The 23,292-nt window shown below is 71.5% G+C and carries 18 protein-coding genes and 1 pseudogene; 6 read left to right on the forward strand and 13 right to left on the reverse strand.

Annotated elements, in window-relative coordinates; genetic code table 11:
* From ABTY98_RS36625 to ABTY98_RS36640, 4 genes and pseudogenes are all read right to left on the reverse strand, one after another.
* A pseudogene (locus ABTY98_RS36625) lies at positions 1–113 on the reverse strand (sulfate adenylyltransferase subunit CysD); the annotation flags it as partial.
* On the reverse strand, positions 110–661 hold the full coding sequence (gene cysC / locus ABTY98_RS36630) for an adenylyl-sulfate kinase (RefSeq protein WP_352225442.1): 552 nt from the start codon (positions 659–661) through the stop codon (positions 110–112). The gene cysC and the pseudogene ABTY98_RS36625, both read right to left, overlap by 4 nt.
* A 170-nt stretch (positions 662–831) precedes the next feature.
* Positions 832–1,644 (reverse strand): PaaX family transcriptional regulator, encoded by an 813-nt coding sequence (locus ABTY98_RS36635; protein WP_352225443.1) that lies wholly within the window; start codon positions 1,642–1,644, stop codon positions 832–834.
* A 150-nt stretch (positions 1,645–1,794) separates the two neighbouring features.
* Positions 1,795–1,989, reverse strand: a complete 195-nt coding sequence (locus ABTY98_RS36640; RefSeq protein WP_352225444.1) for a DUF5999 family protein — start codon at positions 1,987–1,989, stop codon at positions 1,795–1,797.
* A 256-nt stretch (positions 1,990–2,245) separates the two neighbouring features.
* Here ABTY98_RS36640 and ABTY98_RS36645 point away from each other — a divergent pair, with 256 nt between their 5' ends.
* Positions 2,246–2,671, forward strand: a complete 426-nt coding sequence (locus ABTY98_RS36645) for a DUF6299 family protein (protein ID WP_352225445.1) — start codon at positions 2,246–2,248, stop codon at positions 2,669–2,671.
* Between the two features lie 554 nt (positions 2,672–3,225).
* Here the strand turns inward: ABTY98_RS36645 and ABTY98_RS36650 are convergent.
* The 8 genes from ABTY98_RS36650 to ABTY98_RS36685 all read right to left on the reverse strand — a co-directional run bounded on the left by ABTY98_RS36650 (position 3,226) and on the right by ABTY98_RS36685 (position 13,674).
* A complete protein-coding gene (locus ABTY98_RS36650; protein WP_352225446.1) occupies positions 3,226–4,482 on the reverse strand; it encodes an extracellular solute-binding protein in 1,257 nt (418 codons plus the stop codon).
* Positions 4,479–5,501, reverse strand: a complete 1,023-nt coding sequence (locus tag ABTY98_RS36655; RefSeq protein WP_352225447.1) for a hypothetical protein — start codon at positions 5,499–5,501, stop codon at positions 4,479–4,481. The genes ABTY98_RS36650 and ABTY98_RS36655 overlap by 4 nt, the downstream gene beginning before the upstream one ends.
* Complete coding sequence (locus tag ABTY98_RS36660; protein ID WP_352225448.1) at positions 5,498–6,886, reverse strand: vWA domain-containing protein; 1,389 nt, start codon at positions 6,884–6,886, stop codon at positions 5,498–5,500. Before ABTY98_RS36660 ends, ABTY98_RS36655 begins: the two co-directional genes overlap by 4 nt.
* A 387-nt stretch (positions 6,887–7,273) precedes the next feature.
* Positions 7,274–9,652, reverse strand: a complete 2,379-nt coding sequence (locus ABTY98_RS36665) for a serine/threonine protein kinase (protein WP_352225449.1) — start codon at positions 9,650–9,652, stop codon at positions 7,274–7,276.
* Complete coding sequence (locus ABTY98_RS36670) at positions 9,652–10,974, reverse strand: S1 family peptidase (protein ID WP_352225450.1); 1,323 nt, start codon at positions 10,972–10,974, stop codon at positions 9,652–9,654. The genes ABTY98_RS36665 and ABTY98_RS36670 overlap by 1 nt, the downstream gene beginning before the upstream one ends.
* A 65-nt stretch (positions 10,975–11,039) precedes the next feature.
* Positions 11,040–11,279, reverse strand: a complete 240-nt coding sequence (locus ABTY98_RS36675; protein WP_352225451.1) for a hypothetical protein — start codon at positions 11,277–11,279, stop codon at positions 11,040–11,042.
* An 86-nt stretch (positions 11,280–11,365) separates the two neighbouring features.
* Positions 11,366–12,889, reverse strand: a complete 1,524-nt coding sequence (locus ABTY98_RS36680; RefSeq protein WP_352225452.1) for a sensor histidine kinase — start codon at positions 12,887–12,889, stop codon at positions 11,366–11,368.
* Positions 12,886–13,674 carry a response regulator transcription factor gene (locus ABTY98_RS36685; protein WP_352225453.1) on the reverse strand — a complete coding sequence of 263 codons (789 nt, stop codon included), beginning with the start codon at positions 13,672–13,674 and terminating at the stop codon, positions 12,886–12,888. The genes ABTY98_RS36680 and ABTY98_RS36685 overlap by 4 nt, the downstream gene beginning before the upstream one ends.
* 493 nt (positions 13,675–14,167) lie before the next feature.
* Between ABTY98_RS36685 and ABTY98_RS36690 the strand changes: the two genes are divergently transcribed.
* The 4 genes from ABTY98_RS36690 to ABTY98_RS36705 are packed head-to-tail and all read left to right on the forward strand — an operon-like array spanning position 14,168 to position 20,048.
* Positions 14,168–15,742, forward strand: a complete 1,575-nt coding sequence (locus ABTY98_RS36690; RefSeq protein ID WP_352225454.1) for an IucA/IucC family protein — start codon at positions 14,168–14,170, stop codon at positions 15,740–15,742.
* A gap of 36 nt (positions 15,743–15,778) precedes the next feature.
* Positions 15,779–17,491, forward strand: coding sequence for an IucA/IucC family protein (locus ABTY98_RS36695; RefSeq protein WP_352225455.1), 1,713 nt, complete (start codon positions 15,779–15,781; stop codon positions 17,489–17,491).
* A gap of 29 nt (positions 17,492–17,520) precedes the next feature.
* Entirely contained in the window at positions 17,521–18,699 is a 1,179-nt protein-coding gene (locus tag ABTY98_RS36700; RefSeq protein WP_352225480.1) for a type III PLP-dependent enzyme, read from the forward strand.
* Entirely contained in the window at positions 18,696–20,048 is a 1,353-nt protein-coding gene (locus ABTY98_RS36705) for an MFS transporter (protein WP_502994444.1), read from the forward strand. The genes ABTY98_RS36700 and ABTY98_RS36705 overlap by 4 nt, the downstream gene beginning before the upstream one ends.
* Before the next feature lie 81 nt (positions 20,049–20,129).
* On the opposite strand, the gene ABTY98_RS36710 is transcribed toward ABTY98_RS36705, so the two are convergent.
* A complete protein-coding gene (locus tag ABTY98_RS36710) occupies positions 20,130–21,659 on the reverse strand; it encodes a helix-turn-helix domain-containing protein (RefSeq protein ID WP_352225457.1) in 1,530 nt (509 codons plus the stop codon).
* A 730-nt stretch (positions 21,660–22,389) separates the two neighbouring features.
* Between ABTY98_RS36710 and ABTY98_RS36715 the strand changes: the two genes are divergently transcribed.
* Positions 22,390–23,100: a CgnE/CgnB domain-containing protein gene (locus ABTY98_RS36715; RefSeq protein WP_502994445.1), complete on the forward strand. Its 711-nt coding sequence runs from the start codon at positions 22,390–22,392 to the stop codon at positions 23,098–23,100.
* The last annotated feature ends 192 nt before the right edge of the window (positions 23,101–23,292 follow it).

Below are 23,292 nucleotides of genomic sequence, written 5' to 3' on the forward strand. Positions count from 1 at the left end.
TTGCCGCCGGAGAACAGGATCACCGGCCGTTCGAACTCGCCCGCCACCTCACGGAAGACATGGACCGCCTCGGACTCCAGCGCGTCCAGGTGGGACAGCGTGAAGGTGCTCATGCCAGCCCTCGCTCCACCAGCAGCGCGTGCACCGCGTCCGCCGACTCCTGCGGGGTCTGGTCCTGGGTGCGCAGCACCAGCGCCGGGTCGGCGGGTGGCTCGTACGGGTCGTCGACACCGGTCAGCCCGGTCAGCTCACCCGCGGCCTGCCTGGCGTACAGGCCCTTCACATCCCGCTCGCTGCACACCTCGACGGGGGTCGCGACATGCACCTCGAGGTACGGCGTGCCGCTCTTCTCGTGCCGGTTGCGGACCGCCTCGCGGCTATCGGCGTAGGGGGCGATGACCGGGACCACGGAGAGCACGCCGTTGCGCGCGAGCACCTCGGAGACCAGTCCGATGCGCTGCACATTGGTGTTGCGGTCCTCCCGGGAGAAGCCGAGGCCGGCCGAGAGGAAGCGGCGTATCTCGTCGCCGTCGAGAACCTCCACGCGATGTCCCTGGGCCTTGAGCCGATCGCCCAGCAGCCGGGCGATCGTCGTCTTGCCCGCGCTCGGCAGCCCCGTCAGCCAGACCGTGGCCCCCTGAGCCCTTGGCGTGGTGGTCATGCGCAACAGACCTCTTCCCTACCGTCTCGTCAAGCTCGCGTACGACCTGTCGAAGAGTAGGTAAGAAGTCTGAGAGGAGTGGTTAAGGAAGCTGAGGTTTGGCTGAGTGACTCGTGGTATGCAAGAGGTCACGGGGCCGCGCCACGAACATTTCACAATCGTCGGTCTGTTCACAGACCGACGAAGACACTGCCCGCATCCCGAAGCCGCTCGTGCAGCGCCCGGAAGACGGCGGCCGAACGGGTGCCCGGCCAGTCCGCGGGCAGCAGGCTCGCCGGCAGCCCGGGATCGGTGTACGGCAGATGGCGCCAGGAGTCGAGGGCGCGGAGATAGTCCCGGTAGGCGTCCTCCGGCGCGGTGTCCGTCCGGTGCTCCCAGTCGCGCAGCACCGGCTCATGGGCGTCGAGGAACTGTTCGTGCGCCTTGGCGATCGCCGTCAGGTCCCACCAACGGGCGACCGCCTCGGCGGTGGGCGCGAACCCGAGATGCTCACCGCGGAAGAAATCCACGTACGGGTCGAGGCCGAGCCGGCGCAGGGTGTGCCGGGTCTCCTCGAACAGCCGGGCCGGGGCGATCCACACCCCGGGGGCGGCCGTGCCGAAGCCGAGTCCGGCGAGCCGGGAGCGCAGCACGTGCCGCTTCTGCCGTTCCGACTCGGGCACCGAGAACACCGCGAGCACCCAGCCCGCGTCCTCCGGCGGCGCCCCCGCGTACACCCGGCGGTCGCCGTCGTCGAGCAACTGCCGTGCGTCGGCGGAGAGTTCGTAGCCGGCGGCGCCCTGTGCGGTGCGGGCCGGCGCCAGCAGCCCGCGGCGTTTCAGCCGGGACACCGACGACCGTACGGAGGGGGCGTCCACGCCGACGGCGGCCAGCAGCCGGATCAGCTCGGCTACGGGCACCGGGCCGGGCAGGAAGCGGCCGTACGCGCCGTAGAGCGTGACGATGAGGGACCTCGGGGCGTGTTGCTCGGACACGTTGATCATTTTAGGTCCCCGGCATCGCTGCTGGTCACCTTCGGTACGCGCCTGAACGTGTGTCAGGATTCCGGGACCGCCCGCGGGCGGCGGCCGGGGCGCGTCGAAGGCACCGGCGGGCAGGCCGGCGGCCGTGCCCCAGGGGTGTCCGGAGCCGGGTCAGGCGGCGACGGAGAGCCGGCCGGCCGGGCCGCGGTGCGGCTCGACCACGCTCCCGTCGGCGTGCAGCTCGCCCGTGTCGTCGAAGACGATCGCCCCGTCGCACAGCAGGGTCCAGCCCTGCTCGGGGTGGGCGGCGACGATGTGCGGGAGGCCGCGGTCGGCCGTCGCGCTCGGGAACTGGTGGGAACACATGGCGCACCTCCACGGGTCTGCCTCCGGCGCGGTCGCCGACCGGCATGACCAGACCATGCTCCTGTCGTGAACGCCGTGGAACCTCCGGTCGCGACCTGTGACAACACACGGACAACTCGCGGACGCTCCCACGACGACCGCCGCACGGCCAGGACGGACCGGTGGGACGCGCCACCGAAGGAGTGACGGTCACGCTTCCCGGGCCGGGCGCCCGGTATCCAGGGCATGCCCCACCCCACGACCTGGGAAGGATGTCATGCCCCTACGCCCCGTCCTCGCCGCGGCCCTCGGTTCCGCCGCCCTGCTCTGCGCCGCCGTCGCCCCCGCGACCGCCGCCCCCACCGAGTCCGTCACCGTCGACCCCACCGGCCGTCTCGCCGACGACGGCACGGTCACCCTCTCCGGCACCTACACCTGCACCGATGCCACGGGCCCCGTGTTCGTCAGCTCGTCGGTCAGCCAGGACTCGCCGAACTACCGCCACGGCGTCGGCGGCACCCGTGCCGTGTGCGACGGCGCCAAGCACCACTGGGAGAACACCGGCAAGGTGATCTCGGAGAAGCTGAAGACCGGTGCGGCCCATGTCGAGGCCACGATCATGGAGCTGCGCCCCCAGGGCGGCCTGCCGCTGCCGTCCTTCCACGCCCTCCAGCAGCAGGACGTCACCCTCAAAAAGGCCTGAGGCGCGTTCCCGGGCGGCCCGGCACGCCGGCGGTGCCGGGCCGCCGCTCACCAGGACTCCGTGGCCTCCACGGAAGACCGAGGATGGAGAGCGTGTCCACCACCGGTCGTGCCGGGCAACGGGTCACCAGCTTGCGCAGCGCGGAGGTGACATCGAGGCGCTGTGGTGTGTCGTGGCCGCCGTCGCCCTGGAGGTCGGCGACCGCCCGACGCTACGCCGCTGCCAGGGCCGGCTGCGCCCGGCCGCCGGCCAACTCGCCGGGGCGGGCAGCGGGTTGGTGACTGCGGGGCCGGTCGATGCCTGGCTGGCGGCGATGGAGGAAGCTCTGCGCTAGGGGCCTGTCTGACAATTCCCGTCTGCCTCGCGGCGCCATGCACGCACTCTCGCCGCACCGGGCGCCGACCCAAGTACACGCAGTACGAGGGCCTACGCCCGGCACGCCCCCAGCCTCCGGCCGGGGGGACCCCCAGAGCACGCACCTGACGCCGCGTGGCCGCCCTCCGGGCGACGACGGGAATTGTCAGACAGACCCTCGGTGACCGGCGGCCGGTTGTTCACCGGGGGCTGCACACCGACCGCGGTGCCGCTCTGCCAGGGGTGCCCTGTGCGTCCTGCACCCGCTGGAGGTCCCGGAGGAGGCCCGGGATGCCGGGGTCCTGGCCGGCGGCGACCCTGGCGATGGTCTGCAGGACGGCCTCGTAGAAGGCGTCCCGTACGGCGGGTGCCATGACGTCCGAGGCGTCCAGGCAGCGCGGGCCCTCGCGGAGCCGTGCGGCGATCTTGCGTTCGACCGGGTGGTTCTGCGGGGTCACCTGCCGGTTCGCGGAGAAGAAGTCCGCCGAGCGGGCCCACTCCTGCTGGCCGTCCTTGGAGGCCAGCAGCCGGATCAGCTCACGGGCCCGGGAGTTGTCGCTGAACAGGGCCGCGAAGTCCCCGGTCACCTCGTGGGCCCGGACCGGGCCGCCGCCGGGCAGCAGCGGAGCGGAGTCCGTCAGGTCCGCGTGCCGCGCCTCGGTCTTGTAGAAGGAACGCGCGAAGGAACCCTGGTGCTCCAGACCGCATCCGCCCCAGCCGTCGAACAGCAGCCCGTCGCTGTCCGGAGCACCGCGATGGTCGGTGAGCAGGGCGTGCCGGGCCCTGGTCCGGTCCTGCCCGAGCAGACCGGCCCAGGCCTCCCAGGCGGAACGCACCGCGGCGCTCTGCCACCACTTCTTCCCGCCGGTGCCCAGCGCCCACGGCTCGTAGCCGGCCGGGCCCGCCCGTTGCAGCACGAGGTCCTCGATCCAGTCGGTGCCGGGCCAGCCGGAGGCGCCGTCGTCGCCCATGCCGATGCACCAACTCCCCAGTGGTGCTGGCGAGTCGGCGGGCTTCTCGTCCTGGCGGTACCAGACGATGCTCTTCAGGTCCGCCTTGACCGGCACCCAGTACACGGACGAGGAGGAGATGCCGGTCGCGTTCCAGGGGGCGCCGTACTGCTGCGGGTCGTAGAGCCCGTTCAGTGGCTTGAGGCGGTTCTGGTCGGCGTACTCGGCGAGTTCACCGATGCCCGGCATGATCACGATGTCCGGGGGCTCTCCCGACTGCACCTTGGAGAGCAGCACCTCGCGCTGGGCCGCGGTGCCCTGGTAGCGGAAGGGGATGCCGAAGTCCCGCAACACGGACTCGAACTGCTCCGCCTGCTCACCGGTCCAGGTTCCGAGAATGGTCACCGGCTCCCCGTCGTCGTGCCGTGCCCAGGCCACCACCACCCCGACGGCCGCGACCAGCAGCATGACCACGAGTACGACCAGTAGCTTGAACCGCCGGGTCATCGCCGCCTCCAGTAGTCGCTGTCGAGCCGGAGCCCGAGGCCCAGCGCGGGCAGGACGACGACCAGCAGGCCGCCGACGACCGTGCCCCGGTACATCCGGTCGGTCCAGCCGCCGTCGGTGAGTTCCTGCCGGACCTCCTCCGACTTCTGCGCGACGGTCTGCTGCGCCGTGGCCAGCCCCGGGCCGGTGTGCCGGGACACCTCGGTGATCCGGCCGAGATCCCCGAGCGCCCGGTCCAGGCGGTCCTCGGTGGCGGACGTCGTCATCAGCGGGAACACCGCGAGCAGCACGGTGATGACGAAGGCCGCGAGCAGATACGGGTTCCAGTCGCGGCCGCACCGGTCGCGCAGCATGAACAGCGCCGAGAGCAGGGTCAACGCCAGTGCGCCCAGGGCGAGTTCGGCGAGCCACCAGCCGGGCCGCCGCCACCGCCCCATGGTGGCGGTGGCCTCGGCGTGCCGCAGCTGGACCCGTTGCAGCGCGTCAAGGCGGGGCGCGAGCCCGACCGTGCTGCGGGTGAGCAGCGAGTCCGCCTCGTCGAGTTTCTGCTCCCGCATCAGCGGCTGGTCGCGGTACATGGACGTACCGAGGTTGAGCGAGTTGCCGTAGGTGGCGAGCAGACCGTTGACCGTGCCGAGGTCCTGGTCCGTGCGGTCGGCGATCCTGGACAGGCCCTGGTCGGCGGCGGAGAGCTGGGACCGATAGGTCTCGCCCGAGCCCGCCACGTCGACCAGGTGCGTCCGCACCAGCGCGTGGGCCTCCTGGTCGGCCCGCAGCGCCGCCAGCCGGGTCGCGGCGAGCCCCTGCACGGCCGGCGCCTCACGGGCGGCGAGGGCGGCGGCACCGCGCTCGGTCTGCCGGTAGGAGAAGAACAGGGCGGTCGAGGCCACGGCCGCGCACAGGAACAGCACCAGCAGATGCGTCTCCAGCAGTCGGCGGGTCCGCCAGTGACCAAGCCGCCCGCGCCAGAACGCGGCGGGGGAGTACCGCCGTAGGAAGGCCGTCCGTACGGTCGTCACAGCAGCTTCTCCCCACAGGCGATGCAGTAACGGGCCTCGCTCCCCGCTCGGTTGCGGCAGGTGCCGCAGCGCGGGCCCGGCGGTGCGTCGACGGCGTCGTCCAGGGGGACGCCGGGACGCGAGCCGGCCCGCAGGATCATCGGGCCGAGGGCGCCGGCGTCGACGGCGCGCAGCCGGATCCGCCCCGAGGCCGCGTCCTCGATGTCGGCGACCGTACGGATCTCGTCCAGCACCCAGTCCGTGCCGAACCGCGCGGCCAGCCGGGCCGCCTGCCCCAGGCACTCCCGGGCGGTGTCGGGCCGGTGCTCCTGGAGCGCGGTGAGTCCCTCGCGCAGCGCGCCGCGCATCCGGGCGGTGGCGTGGAGGCTGCGCACGCTGCCGCCGCCCGCCGGGGCGGGCGGCGCGGACTGCCCAGGCAGGTGCCAGCGGGCGACGACGGGCGCATGGACATCGCCGATGGAGACCATGGCGAACTGCAGCTCGGTCTCCAGCGGGTCGTCGTCGGCGCCCGCGACCAGGGTGAGCAGGTAGTCGCGGCTGCCCTGCTCCCACTGGTGGGTGGGGAAGCTCCAGCAGTGCGACCGGCCGGGCCGGGGCAGCCCGACGAGGCGGTGCGGCCGGGGCGCCTTCTCGCTGAGCGAGACCTGGCGCACGGAGGGCCGCAGGGTCACCTCGATCGGCAGTTGGGGCGTGGGCACCCGGCGCAGACGAGCGACGGCGTCCGTGACCGCCCGGCCGAGCCCCTCGTCCACGAACTGGGCGGTGCCGTGCAGCCGTTCGGCGAGGGCCAGCAGCGGATCGGGCGCCCATTCGGTGCCCACCGCGAACACATCGCAGGTGAACTCACCGGCGCAGACGTCCAGTTCCTCTTCGAGACGGGTCTCGCCGGCCGCGCTGCTGCCGTCGGTTATCAGCATCAGATGCCGCACGGACAGTGGGCGGCCGGCGAGCAGGGCCCGCGCCCTGGCCGCCCAGGGGGCGTACCCGGCGGGCCGCGGACCGTCCCGGTGCAGCGGCAGCGAGCCCGCGGCGAACGCGGCCCGGCGCCGCTGGTTCTGGTCGGCGACGGCCCACTCGTCGTCGCCGAGCGGATAGCACCGGACCGGCTCGGGGCCGCTGCCGAGCACGGCGAAGGAGATCCGGTCGGGCAGGGCGCGCAGCGCGGCCGGCAGAGCGTGCCGTACGGCCGCCCGGTCGGACTCGGCGACGTCCACCGCGATGATCACCGCGAGTTCGACGGCGGGCAGATCGGTGGGGGCGCCGTCGGCGGCCACGTCGACCCGCAGATGGGCCTCGATCTTCGCGCTGCGGTGCGGGCGCAGCTCGCCGTCGAGGTCGACGTGGAGTCGGATGCCCGGCTGCGGCGGCCGGGTGTGGCTGCTCATGTCCTGCGTCACCGCTCCTTCGCTTCGTCACCATGCGCACGGCGCCTCCGGTGCCTGCCGATCGGTCCCGTCGTGCCGATCGGTCCCGTCGTGCTGATCGGTCCGTCGTGCTGTGCGGTCCCGTCATGCTGCGCAGGCCCCTTGTGCCGCGCAGTCCCTTTGTGCTGCGCGGTCCCTCCGTGCTGTGCGGTCCTTTCGTGCTGTGCGGTCCTTTCGTGCCGTGCGGTCCTTTCGTGCCGTGCGGTCCTTTCGTGCTGGGGCCCCGTCATGTTGTGCGGTCCCCTTGTGCTGCGCGGTCCCTCCGTGCTGTGCGGTCCTTTCGTGCTGTGCGGTCCCGTCATGTTGTGCGGTCCTGCTCATGTCGGGCGGTTCCGTCGTGTCGTGCGGTCACACGCGGGTCTGCGGTCGTACCGCGTGGACGAGGTCCACGAGGTGTTCGTGGGTGGCGGCCGACTCCCGGTGCCGCGCCGCCAGTTGCCGGTAGAGCGACTCCATCCGCCTGCGCTGCTCGCGCTCCGGCGAGGGCAGGCGTCTGAGCCGGCGGGCGTCGAGCCGGCCGGCGCCCGCGCCCGGAGCGCCGGCCCGGTCGCTCTGGTGGTGCAGCGCGTCCAGTTTCCATTCGTGCAGCTCGGTCCTCAGTCGCAGTGCCTCGTCCTCGGACAGGCTCGGCTCGCCGGCGCCCGGTCCGCGGCCCACCAGGCCGGGCAGTTCGGCCAGCGCCGCGTCGACCTCGGCGGGCGCGGGCAGCGGATCGAAATTCCTCGGGGGCGCTCCGGCGTCACCGGGCAGGCGGGCCGCGCGGATCCGCAGGGAGGCGATCCGGGCCACGGTGTGGTCCAGGGTGCCGGGCCCGACCCGGCCGAGGACGTCGAGGGCCGCTCGCCGGTCGCCCGCGCGCAGCGCCAGTCTGGCCAGGCCCAGGGCGGCGCCGCCGTGCGCGGGGTTGCGGGCGAACACCGCCTCGTACAGCTCCCTGGCGCTGGGCCCGTTGCCGTGGTCGCCGAGCCGCTCCCGGCAGTAGGCGAGGGCCAGTTTGGGGGCATACTCGCCGGGCAGTTCGTGGAGGGCCCGCAGGAAGTGGGCCTGGGCGTCGGCGACCTGCTGGGGGTTGTCGTAGAGACCGGCGTGGCGCAGCGCGAGCAGCGCGCGGTGCCACTCCAGCCGCCAGCGGCGCACCGCGGACGGTCCGGGGATGGAGTCGGCGGTGTCGAGCTCCGCCTGGGCCAGCTCCAGATCGTCCCTGGTGTTCCGGGCCAGCAGGACGCGCACGTTGTGCAGACAGATCTCCACCGACGCCGGCTTCTCGTCCTCCTGGTCGAGGAGCAGCCCGGGGTCGTAACCGCTGCTCACCTCGAACCGCGCCGTCTGCGGGTCGCCCGGATAGCGCCGCGGCACCGGCAGACAGCCGGCGATCTCGGTGGGCGTGGGGGTGCCGAGGTCGAGGGCCGGGGCCACCGGCGGCTCGTAACGGTCGCGGCGTGGCCGCCCCAGCCAGTGCTCGATGCCCGGCACCGTGCCGAGCCGGGCGCCGAGCAGCTGCGGGGACGGACGGAAGTAGTCGGAGGGCTCGGGCGGGTCGCTCTTGCCGCGCAGGGCCCTGATCTCCCGCAGCGCGCCCCGCAGTTGGCCGGCCATCTCGCGGGCGTCGGCGAAGCGCAGGCCGGGGTCGGTCCGCACGGCGCGCTCGACGACCTGCCAGAAGGAGCCGGTGCCGAGGCCCGGCACCTTGTCGACGGCCCAGTGGGCGAGTTCCCGCAGGGTGACGCCGACGGTGTGCAGGTCGTGGGCGACGGTGGGCAGACCGGAGAACGCGATCTCGGGCGCCATGTAGTCGCTGGTGACGTGGGCGGGCGGGCGGCTCTGGCCCTCCTCGCGCATACCGCCGAGGTCGATGACCTTGACGCCGTTCCCGTGGTGCACGACGTTCGAGGGCTTCATGTCGCCGTAGACGAAGACCCGTTCACCGCCGGCGTGCAGGTGCACCAGGGCTTCGAGGATCTGACAGCCGTACGCCGCCACGTGCTCGACGTCGAGGACCGACTCGCCCCGCCGGGTCTCCTCGACGACCTTCTCCAGGGTGCCGTCGCCGACGTCGTCCATGACGATGTAGCCGCCGGTGATCTCCCCGGTGCCGTCGCCGCGGGCGACGAAGTCGCGGATCTGGACGATCCGGGGGTGGCGCATGGCGACCAGGTTGCGGCGCTCGACGTCGGCGAGCCGGGCGCCGTCGTGCTCGTACCGGTTGAGCAGACCCTTGACGGCGACGACGTCCCCGAGATGGGTGTCCTCGGCGAGGTAGACCCAGCCCTGGCCGCCGTGCGCGATCGGCCCCATGATCCGGTACTGGTCGCGCAGCAACTCGCCCTCGGTGAGCTCCGGTTCGTACGAGTAACGCTCGCCGCACGCCGGGCAGTACCCCGTGATGGGCACCGGGCCCTCGGTGAAGGGCGGGGCGAAGGTGATACCGCAGTCGGCGGCCGAACAGCCCATCCGGATGCGCAGCGGCGTCTGCGCACGGACGAGGCGTGCCTCGGCAGGGCGGGGCGCGCGGTCGGGGAGCGCCAGCAGGTCATGGGGGCCGAAGTCCCGCGGGTCCTCGGGCAGGGCGGGCAGTCCGGGACCCTGCTCCGCGCGGCCGCACTGGTCACACCAGCCGGTGGGCAGTACGGAGCCCTTGCAGGGGGATCCGTCGAAGCTCCGGTGCGGGCAGCCGGTCGTCCTCCCATCGCCCTCATTCCCGGGCTCGGTCCGGGCGGCGCCCCGCATCACCGGCCTCCCTGGCGGTCCAGGTCGGTGCGCAGGGTCCTGAGCAGCGAGCGCAGCCGGGTGAGCTGCTGCTGCGGGTCCCGTAACGCGCCGATCCGGCGGAGCTCGGTGCGGCGCAGGTCGGCCGTCTCGGTGACGGAGTCCAGGGAGGCGCTGTCGACGACGTCACGGCGGATGGCGTTGCCGAACTCGGCGAGCTCGAGCCGGCCGAGCAGGGCGTCCGCGTGGTCGAGGAGGGCGGGCCGCAGCAGCTCGTCGCGGGCCGCGCTCCAGCCGGTGCCGCCCTCGTGGCGGAAGACGAGCAGCAGCCGGAATCCCAGCATCCTTAACCGGCTGAGGAGTTCGAGGAGAGGACCGGGCTGGGGCTCTTCGTCGAAGGCGTCGACCACGACCGTGACGGGCCGGACGGGCGTGACATCGGCCGACCGCGGGGGCCGGCGGTCGGTGCCGAGCAGCCAGTCCCAGTACGCGAGGTACTCGCCGACCGGGAAGGAGACCCGTCCCAGGGCGTGGTCGGCGAGGTCCGGTCTGCTGTCGCCGCCGCGATGGACGACGTCGGCGCGGTGCAGCAGATGGCGCAGCGAGCGGTCCTTGCCGCTGCCCGGGGACACTACGGTGATCTTCACCGGGTCCTCGTCCGGATCGGCGTACCACCGGCTCAGCCGTTCCTCGAAGCCGTGGTCCCAGGCGTCCGGGCTGCACAACTCCTTGACGGCGGGCGAGAGTTCGGCGATGCGGTCGACCGGGATCAGATACGAGAAGGCGACCCGGTTGTCCTCGGGCAGCAGCTCTCCCATGTCCCCGCGCCAGCTGACGACAAGGCCGACCACCCGGGCAGGGCGGCCCTCCCGAGGCCGGGTGCAGACGGCGGCGCCGCTGAAACCGGCCCGCACCACCTCCGCCTTGGTGACGGCGTCGAGCTGCACCTGCTCACCGGTGACGCCACCGATGCGGCCCCACAGGCTCATGCCGTCGTCGAAGCCCTCCGCGTACCCGGTCGCGTACACCTCCGTACCGGCCCTGAGCACCGGTTCCAGCGGAGCGGGACGCGCCTGCGGGCGTGGGCTGTCCAGCCGTAACACGGCGACGTCCTCGCCGTGTTCGCCCTCCTCGAGCCAGCCGCCCGCCATGACCCGTGCGGCCACCGGCTCCAGCGCGCTGTTCTCGGCGAACTCCAGCCACATCACGGCATCCGGGTGGCGCACCACGTGTGCACAGGTCAGCGCCGTGTGCTGGTCGACGAGTACACCGGCCCCGCAGATGGGACCGTGCGCGTCCTCGCGTCGCAGCCTGAGTCTCCAGTCCGCACGCAGTTCCCCCATGCTGTCTCACACTACGCGCGAAGCATGGTGCGTCCCTAGACCCGTGACCAGGTTGGATCGGTCAATCAACGGAATTCGGCGGTGTGTTCCCCCGCCGGACCCGGAACCGGGGAGGACGGCCCCCTCTCACGGGAGTGGGGGGACGCCTGTTCGGGGACGTCGATGCCGGCCGGGCGCCGTGCGCACAACCGGCGCAGACTGAACTGGACGGCCAGGGAGGCCACCAGGGCGAGGTCGCCGACCGCGACCGTCGGACGGGGACGAGGGGGCGGTCCGACGACGTGCTCTGCGGTCGTGATCGGCAAGTTGGCAGTGCGAGCCTGAACGCATCCCGAGAGGGTCCCCAGGGGGCGCCGGTCGCTGCCACAGCAACCTGTCTCACCCTTCTCGGTCACTTCGGCCGCTTTTCTCTGATCCGGCTGCCCACGGCCATCCCCGCCGACACCACGCCGTGGGTGGTGTGGCGACGCGGGCGTCCCGCGGAGTCGACGTCCACGGAGGCGCCCAGGCCTTCCTGGTGAGTGCGGCTCTCGGCGTACGAGAGGCGGACCACGGCGTCGAGCCCGCCGTCGGGAGCTTCCTCCAGGGTGACCTCACCACCGCTGGCGCGGACGAGCTGCCGGACCATCGGCAGGCCGAGGCCCGTGCCGTCATGGTCGGCGTCAGAACCTCTCCAGAACCGGTCGAAGGCCTTCTGCCGTTCGGCCTCGGTCATGCCGGGACCCTGGTCGATCACATGCAGCTCGGCCACGGGCGGTGTGCGGCTGCCGTCTTTCGGGGCGGTGGTGACGGCCAGAGTGATGGCGGTTCCCGGTGGGGACACACGCAGCGCGTTGGAGAGCAGGTTGTCGATGATCTGCTCCAGTGCTCCCGGGACCGCCCACACCCGGACGGCCGTGGCTCCGGAGACGACGATGCCGACGTGTTGTTCGTCGGCGAAGGCCGTCCAGATGGCCGCGCGGTCGGCGACGACGGCGTCGAGATCGACCGCCTCCGGTCTGATCGCGGAGTTCTCCAGTCTGGCGAGTGCGAGCAGCCCCTGCACCATACGACTGAGCCGCTCCATCTCCGCCAGCGCCGTGTCGAGGCTGTCCTGGGCGCAGGGGGCGAGGTGCGGCTCGAAATTCTCCAGGCGCAGGCGTAGTGAGGTCAGCGGGGTCCTCAGTTGGTGCGACACCTCGGAGGCGAACGCCTGCTGAGCCCGGAGCACGTGCTGCAGCCGGGTCGCGGTCCTCGTGAACGACGCGGCCAGCCGGCGCAGTTCCGGCGGCCCGTGATCGGTGGCCGGCGGATCGGTGAGCCGCCCTTCGGCGAGTTGCGCGGTGGCGCGTTCCAAGGCCCGCACCGGGCGGGTGATCGACCGGGCGAGGACGAAGCCGATCAGGGCGACGGTGGCCAGCACGCCCAGCCCGACGGCGGCCAGCGCCAGCCAGGTGGCATGGACCTTCGCCTTGAGCGGGCCGAGCCGGTACACGGTCCGCACCACACAGGGGACGGCGACGCCGGAGCCACCCGGCACGGTGACGAACAGGACTTCGCCACCTGCGGACGGGTCGCTCCGGGTACCGACAGCGGGCTGATCGCGCAGCGCGTCGGCGATGTCCGGCGCGGCGGACAGGTCCTTGCCGACCAGGGCAAGGGCGGTGTCGGTGAGGACGACACCCTTCTCGTCGGCGACGAGCACGCGGCTGCCGGTCCGCCGCCCGTAAGCGCGGGCCAGGTCGGGGAGGTCGGCCGCCAGACCGTGCTCCATCCTTTCCTCGCAGACCGCGGCGAGCGTCATCGCCCCCTGCTGCGCCGTACGGGAGAAGCGGGACAGCTCGCTGCGGGCGTAGAAGACGCCGAACGGCACTTCCAGCGTGAGCAGGACGAGCAGTATCAGGCTCAGATGGCTGAGCAGGATGCGACGTGTCACCGGGGCCCTCCGTCGTACGCCGACGCCGCCGCGGAGGTGGCGGACGTGGCGGACGTGGCGGACGTGGCGTCGACGGGAGCCGGCGACACCAGGCGGAAACCGATTCCGCGGATGTTCTCGATCCAGGCGGAGTCCCCGAGTTTGCGGCGCAGCGCGGCGATGTGGACATCCAGGGTCTTGGTGGGGCCGAAGTAGTTCGGCTCCCACGCCGTGTCGAGAATCTGCCGGCGGGAGCAGACGGCTCCGGGGTCTTCCGCGAGGCAGGTGAGCAGGTCGAACTCCTTGGGGGCAAGGGCGACCGGCGCCTGATTGAGGTGCACCTGCCGGGTGCGGCGGTCGATGGCCAGCGGGCCGATCCGCTGGACGTCGGGCATCCCGGGCCGCGCCGGGTCGGCCGACGGCTTCCGCTCGTCGTGGCGCGTGTCCGGCCCTGCGAGGCGGGTGCGGCGGGTGACGGCCCGGATCCGGGCGACGAGTTCCCGTACGCCGAACGGCTTCGAGACATAGTCGTCCGCACCCAGCTCCAGACCGAGCACCCGGTCCACCTCGTCGTCCCTGGCAGTGATCATGATGATCGGCACCGCCGAGCGGGCCCGGAGCGAACGGCAGACGTCGATGCCGTCCATGTCGGGCAGCCCCAGGTCCAGCAGCACCATCGCCGCCTCCGGCGCGGCGAGGCCGTCGGCGCCGCTTCTGGCGTGTTCCACGGTGAACCCGAAACGGCGCAGCCCCTCCATCAGCGGTCCGGCCACCCGGTCGTCGTCCTCGATCAGCAATACACGCATGCCGGAAGGCTCACAGACTTCCGCCGGAGCGTGCGGCGCAAACGCCGGAACCTCCCCCGAGCCGGTGATCCTTGTCTTCGCGGGCAGCTGGATTCACCACGGACGGCGTAGCCGCCGACACCCGATGCGACGGCGACAGCCAGTAGGTCGCCGGCCGGATCAAGCAGAGAGCCAGGACATTCGAACACCGGCGGATGCCGGCTCCGCCCCCGCGGCAGGCAACTCGGCTCCCAAGCCGCCGATGTGCGGGCCACGGTCGGGTTCGGCCATCCCCACCGGAGTCGAAAACTGATCCAGCGTCAGAGAGCATCGGTTGAAGCATCGCCGCGGAATCGGCCGGAGGCGGGAAAAGCACAGCACCTCCTCGAACGATTCCGGGATCCCCGCTGTATTTGCTCTGGCAATCCCCTTGATCGTCTTCCCCTAGCGTCGGTTGCACGTCCGGTGCCACCGGACACCGCGTGACAAGCGCCTCCGAGCCCCTGGACACCTCATGCCCATTGCTGAACTGCGCCGCATCCGGCCGGACCTGGTGGAGTCGTTCACGGCCGCGCTCCCGGGAGCGCGGGCAACCGTGCTGGGCCGCCTGTGGGGCGCCCTCGCACGAGAACCCGTGCCCGGTGTGGTCGGACATCACCGTGAGTCCGACAGTCTCGTGGTCGACCTGCAAGGGGGTGGCTCACTGTCGGCGGCTCAGCGGTGTGCGCTGCCGTTCGCCGAGGTGCCGGCGGGCTTCACCGTGTCCGGTCCCGAGGGAGTGATCAGGGGGCCGGCGGAGCTCCTGGCGCAGCTCGGCCTGCACACCCCCGCGGCGGAACGACTGGCGACCGAGCTCGACAACAGCGTGGTCAACCTGGCGCTGGCCAGGGCCGCGAACACAGACCGGACGGCCCCGCCGAGCGACTCGGCGGACGCCGAGCAGGCGGTTGTCGACGGCCACCCGCAGCATCCCTGCAGCCGGACGCGTACCGGTATGTCGATCGCCGATGTGCTCGCCTATGCTCCCGAGCACCGCCCAGTTGTCCCGCTGGCGCTGCTCCGGGTCCCGGCCGACCGCTGGCAGGGGGCCGGCGCCTGGCCGCCGCAACTGCGCGACGGCGACACGATCCTGATGCCGCTGCATCCCTGGCAGCACGACCATGTGCTCGCGCACCATCCAGACCTGGCCGTCGCGGAGGAGACGATCCCGGCCCGGCCGTTGCTGTCGTTGCGGACCCTCGTACCGCTGGGCGTCCTGCCGGGGTGTCACATCAAGACGGCGCTCGACGTGCAGGTCACCAACTACCGGCGCACCATTTCCCCGGCCGAGGTCGCCGACGGGCCCCCACTGTCCGATCTGGTCTCGGCTCTCCTGGACAAGGCCGGGTACGGGGGAAGCCTCCGCATCCTGCGTGAGCTGGGCGGCGGAGCGGTGCGGGTGGACGGACAGCCCTCGGCGAGCCTGGCGGCGATGATCCGGGAATCGACGGAGCGCTACCTCGACCCCGGGGAGATCGCGGTTCCGCTCACCGCCGTCCACGCGACAGGAGCCACCGTGATCTCGGGAAATCCGGTGCGCTGGCTCGCGGACTTCGCCGGGCTCGTCCTGCCGCCCGCACTGACCTTGCTCTCCATGGGCGTGGCACTGGAGGCCCACGGCCAGAACACCCTGGTCGTGCTGCGGAACGGGCAGCCGGTGCGGGTGCTGTACCGGGATCTGGACGGCGTACGAGTCAGCCCACGGCGCCTGGCCCGGTGCGGCTTCGAGCTGCCACCGCTGCTCGGCACCCGCGCGGGCGACGACGTGGGCGCGCTGCACACCAAACTGTTCGGCGGCCTGATCAGCGGAGTCTTCAGCGAGCTGGTCGACGTCCTCACGCGGACGCGGGGGGCCGATCCCCGAGCGCTGTGGGGTGCGGTGGCCGAGGCCGGCCGCCGGGTGTACGCCGGCCTGCCGGACCACGAGGACGCCACGGCGTTCTTCGGCGACACGATGCCGCTGAAGGCGACCGTCGCCATGCGCCTCTCCGAGAACCCGGGCAAGGCGCAGTGGACCTACGTGCCCAACCCGCTGGCCCTGCACCGCTGACATCCGACACCGATCGTCGTCCCCCTGGAGCACCCCATGACCACCGGCACCGCCCCCCACACCAGGTTCGCCGCCACCACCGTCACCGCATCGGCAGGCGAACCGATGCGGACGGCCGACGCCGTCACCGCCCACACCCTGCTCAACTGCCTGATCCGGGAGGTGTCCGCCCCCGAGCACCAGGTGACCGTCGACAACGGCCACCTCCTGCTGCTCCTGCCCCGCCGGGGCCTTCTGCTCCGTTCCCCACTGCGCCGGGCCTCGCTGATCGGAGCGCACCGCTTCCAGGGCCCGGTACAGCGGCTCGACGACGAAGCCTGGGTGACCGTCGGGTGGAGGGAGCTTGCCGGTTACATCCAGGACGAACTGGAGCTGCGCACGGGTGTCGCCAACGAGGAGTTCGTGACCCAGGTCGCCGACAGCCGCGAGACGATCCGCACCGTACTGGAAGAGCGGGCGGGAGCCACGCCGCACACGGACCCGTACCTGGCGTCGGAACAGTCCCTGGTGTTCGGCCATCGCTTCCACCCCACCCCGAAGGCCCGCACCGGCGACCCGGTGGACTGGCTGGCGTACGGCCCGGAGACCGGCGCGCGGTTCCGTCTGCGCTACCTGGCAGTGCGCCACGGCCTCGTGCGTGAGGAGGGCGAGCTCCACGAGATGGACTCGCTGCACCCTACGGCCGACCCGGAATACGCGGTACTGCCGGTGCATCCCTGGCAGTACCGGCTACTCCAGGGCCACGCCCGGTTGCGCGAGGCGGTCGCCGCCGGCGATGTCGTCGACACCGGCGTGAGCGGACCGGAGCTGATGCCGACCGCATCGGTGCGCACGCTCTACCACCCGGACACCGACACCTTCCTCAAGTTCAGCCTGAACGTCCGCCTCACCAACTGTGTCCGCAGGCACACACGTGACGAACTGGCCGGCGCCGTCGCCCTCAACCGGCTGCTCCAGCCCGTCTTCGCCGACCTGTCCGGCCGCTTCCCGGGATGTGCGCTCCTGGCCGAGCCCGGTTACCGCACTCTCGGCACCGACGGTGACCTCGACCTTCTGGAAGGTCTCGGCGTCATCGTCCGCTCCGGCCTGCGCCCCCACCTGCGCCCCGGGGTGACACCCCTGCTCGCCGCCGCGGTGGCGGACGAGTACCCCACCGGTCCGGCCCATGTCTCCCACCTGCTCGCGCGCGGTGACGGAGACATCCTCGCCTGGTGGGACGCCTATCTACGGCTGCTGCTGCCACCGGTGCTGGCCGCCTACTTCGAACACGGCGTCGTCCTGGAACCCCACCTGCAGAACGTCGTCGTGGGCGTGCACGCCGACGGCACCCCGGCGCAGATGATCTTCCGCGACCTGGAGGGCACCAAGCTCCTGCCCGGCCATCACCAGCGCACCCTCGCCGACCTGCCGGAGGACGTCCGGGGTCCCCTCACCTACGACGCCGAACGCGGCTGGAACCGGGTCGCGTACTGCCTCCTGGTCAACCACACCGCGGAGCTGCTCGGCACACTGGCCGACCTCGACCCGACGCTGGAACCCGCGCTCTGGGGCCTGGTACGCGACCACCTCGACGCCTACGCCCGCACCGCCGCCGAACCGCCACGCCTGCGCGCCCTCCTGTCCGGCGTACCGCTGCCCGCCAAGGCCAACCTCCTGCTGCGCTGGGCCCGCAAGGCCGATCGGCACGCCACCTACGTCCCCCTGCCCAGCCCGCTCGGCGCGGACTTCCCCCATGAGGTGATCCGGTGAGGCCCGCGGTGTCCGCCCTGCTCGACGGGATGACCGAAGACGACCTGCCCGCCTATGTCTACGACCTGCCGGGCCTGCGCGAGCACGTTCAGGTGATCCGGGCCGCGCTGCCGGAACGTGTCGAGCTGCTGTACGCGGCCAAGGCCAACTCCGATCCCCGGATCCTGCGGACACTGGCCGGATACGTCGACGGGTTCGAGGTGGCTTCCGGCGGTGAGCTGAGCCACGTCCGCGGGCTCGCTCCCGATGCGCCGATCTCCTTCGGCGGCCCCGGCAAGACGGAGACGGAGCTGACCTGTGCGCTGCACGCCGGAGTGGAGCGCCTGCACATCGAGAGCGAACAGGAACTACGTCTGGTCAGCACGGTGCTGGGCGACGGGCTCGTCAACGTCCTGCTGCGCGTCAACCTGCCCGTCGACCTCGGCCAGGTCGCACTCGCCATGGGCGGCCACCCCAGCCCCTTCGGTATGGATCCCGCGCAGCTGGACCGTTGCCTGGAGCTGATCGCGACCGACCCACGCATCCGACTGCGCGGCCTCCACCTCCATCTGGCCAGCGGACTCCAGGCCCCGGCCCAACTGGCTCTTGTCGACAAGGTCCTGAACTGGGCCGAAGCCTGGGCTCGCGAGCACGGAGTCGACCTGGCCGAGGTCAACGTCGGAGGGGGAATGGGCGTCGACTACGCCCGTCCGTACGAGGTGTTCGACTGGTCCGTCTTCGGCGCCGGACTGCGCCCCGTCCTGGCCCGCCATCCCCGCCTCACGCTGCGCATCGAACCCGGCCGCTCGGTCACCGCCTACTGCGGCTGGTACGTCACCCAGGTCCTGGACATCAAGTTCAGCCGCGGGCAGGCGTTCGCCGTGCTGCGCGGCGGCACCCACCATCTGCGCACACCGGCGGCGAAACAGCACGACCAGCCCTTCGAGGTGATCCCCGACGACGACTGGCGGCGGCCCTGGGACCGCCCGGAAGCCCGTGACGAACCGGTGACGCTGGTCGGACAGCTGTGCACGCCCAAGGACGTCCTGGCACGCGGCGTCATGGTGGAGCGACTGCGCGTCGGTGACCGCGTCGCCTTCGCCATGGCCGGCGCCTACGCCTGGAACATCTCTCACCACGCCTTCCTCATGCACCCCCACCCGGCCTTCCATCACCTCGACGATGTGGAGGTGCCCGCCCCGGGCACGTACGCCCACCAGATGTCATGAGCGCGGTGCTCGCCACACTCACCGCACGGCACTTCCGCCGCTACCTGCTCGGACAGCTGACCTCCAACGTCGGCACCTGGATGCAGCGCGCCGCCCAGGACCTGCTCGTCCTCCACATCACCGGTGACAGCGGCACCGCGGTCGGCATCGTGACCGCACTGCAGTTCCTGCCCCAGACACTGTTCGGACTGACCGGAGGCGTCCTCGCAGACCGGTACCCCAAGCGGCGGCTTCTGCTGCTCACGCAGACCGCCATGGCAGCACAGTCGCTCCTGCTCGGACTGCTGACCGTCGTCGGAGCGGTGAACCTGCTGTCCGTGTACGCGCTGGCCTTCGCCCTCGGCACCGCAACCGCCGTGGACAGTCCCGCCCGCAACGCCTACATCTCGGAACTGGTCGCCCGCGAGCGCGTGGCCACCGCGGTGAGCCTGAACTCCGCCCAGTTCAACGTGGCCCGTATCCTCGGTCCCGCCCTGGCGGGCCTGACCGTCGCGGCCTTCGGCACGGGCCCCGTCTTCCTCGCGAACGCCGTCTCGTACCTGGCCGTCCTCTACGGCCTGATCACCATCCGTACGGTCGAGCCGAGCGACCCCGGCCACTCCCCACCCGGCCGCACCCGGCTGCGTGACGCCTTCCGATCCATCGCAGCCAGCCCAGACCTGCTCCTGCCGATCTGCGTCATCGCCTTCGTCGGCACCTTCGGCCTCAACTTCCAGGTCACCATCTCGCTCGTGGCCGTCACGGTCTTCCACTCCGGCGCCGCCGCCTTCGGCTACCTCTCCGCCGCCTACGCCGTGGGCAGCCTCATCGGCGCGATCTACGGGGCGAGCCGCGGGAAGCCCCCCACCGCACAACGGCTGATCACCACCACGGTCGTCTTCGGGGCCCTGGAAGCCGCACTGGGCCTGATGCCGGACTTCGGCACGTTCACTGCCTTGCTGATCCCCACCGGCTTCGCCGCGGTGACCGTCACCACCACCGCCAACGCGGCGACCCAGCTGCATGCCGACCCACGCCTACGAGGCCGCGTCCTCTCCGTCTACTTCCTCGTCCTCCTCGGCGGCACCCCCCTCGGCGCCCCGCTGGTCGGCCTGATGTCGGACGCCTTCGGCGCCCGATCCAGCCTCGTCCTCGCCGGCGTCGTATCGGCGTCCTCAGCGCTCGCTCTGTCCGCCTTGATCACACCGCGAGCCCGACGGCTCACCCGGACCAAGAGCCCCGCCTCCGCAGCCGGTTCACCCCGCACCGACGGCCCCGGCGCCCCAGTGCCGTGGGACGACTCGCGCCCGGCGGAGACGCCGGGCGCGACTCCGGACACCAGCGGCCCAGGACGTACAACCCCCTGGTGACGGGTCGTCCCGGAGGCGCCGCCGCGCCCTGTCCAGGCTCGCGTTCATACAGGTCGGACAAGATGCGGCGGCATCCGCAAGTCAGATGTCCCGGAAGATCTCGATCTGCGCCCCGATCGTGTTGAGGCGCTCCGCGAGGTCCTCGTAACCGCGGTTGATGACATACACGTTGCGCAGGACCGACGTGCCCTCGGCCGCCATCATCGCCAGCAGGACGACGACCGCGGGGCGCAGCGCCGGCGGGCACATCATCTCGGCCGCGCGCCAGCGGGTCGGGCCCTCCACCAGTACCCGGTGCGGGTCCAGGAGCTGGAGGCGCCCGCCGAGGCGGTTCAGGTCGGTCAGATAGATCGCGCGGTTGTCGTAGACCCAGTCGTGGATCAGGGTCTTGCCCTGCGCGACCGCCGCGATGGCCGCGAAGAACGGGACGTTGTCGATGTTCAGGCCCGGGAACGGCATCGGGTGGATCTTGTCGATTGGCGCCTCCAACTTGGAGGGGCGGACCGTCAGGTCGACCAGGCGGGTACGGCCGTTGTCGGCGACGTACTCCGCCGTGCGGTCGTGGTCGAGGCCCATCTCCTCCAGGACGGCGAGTTCGATTTCGAGGAACTCGATCGGCACCCGGCGCACGGTCAGCTCCGACTCCGTCACCACCGCCGCGGCCAGCAGGCTCATCGCCTCGACCGGGTCCTCGGAGGGGGAGTAGTCCACGTCCACGTCGATGTTCGGGACGCCGTGCACGGTCAGGGTCGTGGTGCCGATGCCCTCGACCTTGACGCCGAGCGCCTCCAGGAAGAAGCAGAGGTCCTGCACCATGTAATTGGAGGACGCGTTGCGGATGACGGTGACGCCGTCGTGGCGGGCAGCGGCCAGCAGCGCGTTCTCGGTGACCGTGTCCCCGCGTTCGGTCAGCACGATCGGACGGTCCGGCCGGATCGAGTGGTCGACCTGCGCGTGGTACTGCCCCTCGGTCGCCGCGATGTCCAGCCCGAACCGGCGCAGCGCGATCATGTGCGGCTCGATGGTCCGCGTACCGAGGTCGCAGCCGCCGGCGTACGGCAGCTTGAAGTGGTCCATGCGGTGCAGCAGCGGGCCGAAGAACATGATGATCGAGCGGGTGCGTACGGCGGCCTCGGCGTCGATCGACGCCATGTCGAGGTCGGCCGGCGGCACCAGCTCCAGGTCGACACCCTCGTTGATCCAGCGAGTGCGCACGCCGATGGAGTTGAGCACCTCCAGGAGGCGGTACACCTCCTCGATCCTGGCCACCCGGCGCAGTACCGTGCGCCCCTTGTTGAGCAGCGAGGCGCACAGCAGGGCCACGCACGCGTTCTTGCTGGTCTTCACGTCGATCGCGCCGGACAGCCGGCGGCCGCCCACCACCCGCAGATGCATCGGGCCCGCGTAGCCCAGTGAGACGATCTCACTGTCCAGGGCTTCACCGATTCGAGCGATCATCTCAAGGCTGATGTTTTGGTTGCCGCGCTCGATGCGGTTGACAGCGCTCTGACTGGTGCCGAGCGCCTCCGCGAGCTGTGTCTGTGTCCAGCCGCGGTGTTGCCGGGCGTCACGGATGAGCCTGCCGATGCGTACGAGGTAGTCGTCTGCCATGAGGTTGAGGTTATCTCAGATATGAGATGGCGCCTGTTGGGGGGTCCGTTCGGGTGATGCCCTGTCAGCGAGCCTGGCTGTTCGGCCCTTCGACCGTTGTTCCGGCGCGCGCAAGGGCGCGGTGAGAGAACGCCAAGGCGGCTTCCAGCCTTTGGCCGTGCATTCCGGCGGCCGTTGTCCGGAGGCATTTCCTCCGTACGCTGGTGTGCTGCCCGGTGCGCACCATCGGCACATGTCACCAGGCTCAAGTCGGAGGTACGAGAAATGCCCCGAGTGGCGAGCCGTTCCTCGCGATCATCTACAACGGAATCTGATTCGCGGTTCGTTGTGCTGTCTGCCGCCGGTTTCCTCCTCGAAATGCGTGCCGACGGCGGCCACGGGAATTCCCGCGCTCTCTCCGCACGCGGTGGGTATCGTAAATGTCTCGAAGGATTTGGGCGGCGGAAGGCGTGACGGGCGACGGTGGCATATGCGGCCGCGCCCTGAAGTTGCCGGACGGGGAACCGGAGCCCGGCGCGAATGTGGGCGGGGGCGTTCGGCGGCGGACGCCGCCGGTCCTCAAGAGTTATCCGGGTGACACCCCGACCTGCCCCTGCCTGGCCGTGCCGACGCCCGGCGCGTGACGGGCTGCTGGCCAACTTGTGCGTGGTCTTCGCAGGCCAGGAAGCCGGAATCATGACCGACGTCCCCGGCCTGGTGGGCGGTCGCGGTACCGCTGGACCAGTGCCGGGTGCCCTCCCGCCGGGCCCTGCGTGACATCTTTTCCAGGACCGGCGTGCCGTGGATTCCGGTGGCCTCCTTCTCCGCCGATCCGCAGGTGGCCAGATACGGCCCGGAAGGGTTTTCCGAGATCGACATCACCGGTTGCGTCGCGGCGAATCACCGGATCATCTCCCAACTTCTCCTGGCCCGCGAAGAAGTACGCATGACCGGCCACGGAACTGATCTCACCATCCGCCTTCCGGGACAACGCCAGCCCTCCAGCCGTACCCACCCCGATCTTCTCCCGGACCGACCGATCTGTCCGGGCGTGCCGACACCCGCCCTCACGGTTTCCGGAACATTGCGGACAGATCCCGTACCCGTCGTTAAACACCGAGAACTGAATGGTGCCCGCGCTGATCGATTCAGGGCCGCCGCCGAAATCGCGGAGAAGATTCGGAAATCCGGTCCGCTCCGGCTGCGGATCGAGGGCAACCGGTTCGCCGACGGGTCCGGCCCCTTCGCCGACGGCATCCGCGCTACGGGCGCTCCGGAGTACCGGGGCGCGGTCACCGAGGTCGCCATCGGCACCGGCGTGCTGTCCGCCGACCGGGTGGACTGGAGCCTGAACTGCCTGCTCGACGCGGGTGCGGCGGGCGTCCGTCTGGGAGTGGGCAACGGCCTGACCGGTAGGCACTTCGACTCCATCTCCCCGGGAGCCCGACTTGACACGCTCTGACACGATTTTCGACACGCCGACGATCCGCCTTGTGGGTTCCCCGCACCGCCGTCCGGAGCCGGACGGCGGCGCCCAGGTGATCGACGACACGACCTTCACCGCCGCCCGTGTGAACAAGGCGGCCGGCACCCTCCTGGGGGCGCTGAGCGAACCCCGCACCGCACAGGACCTGGTGGCAACCCTCGCCTCCAC

The organism is Streptomyces sp. NPDC096040 (genome assembly GCF_040303265.1).
GTDB lineage: Bacteria > Actinomycetota > Actinomycetes > Streptomycetales > Streptomycetaceae > Streptomyces.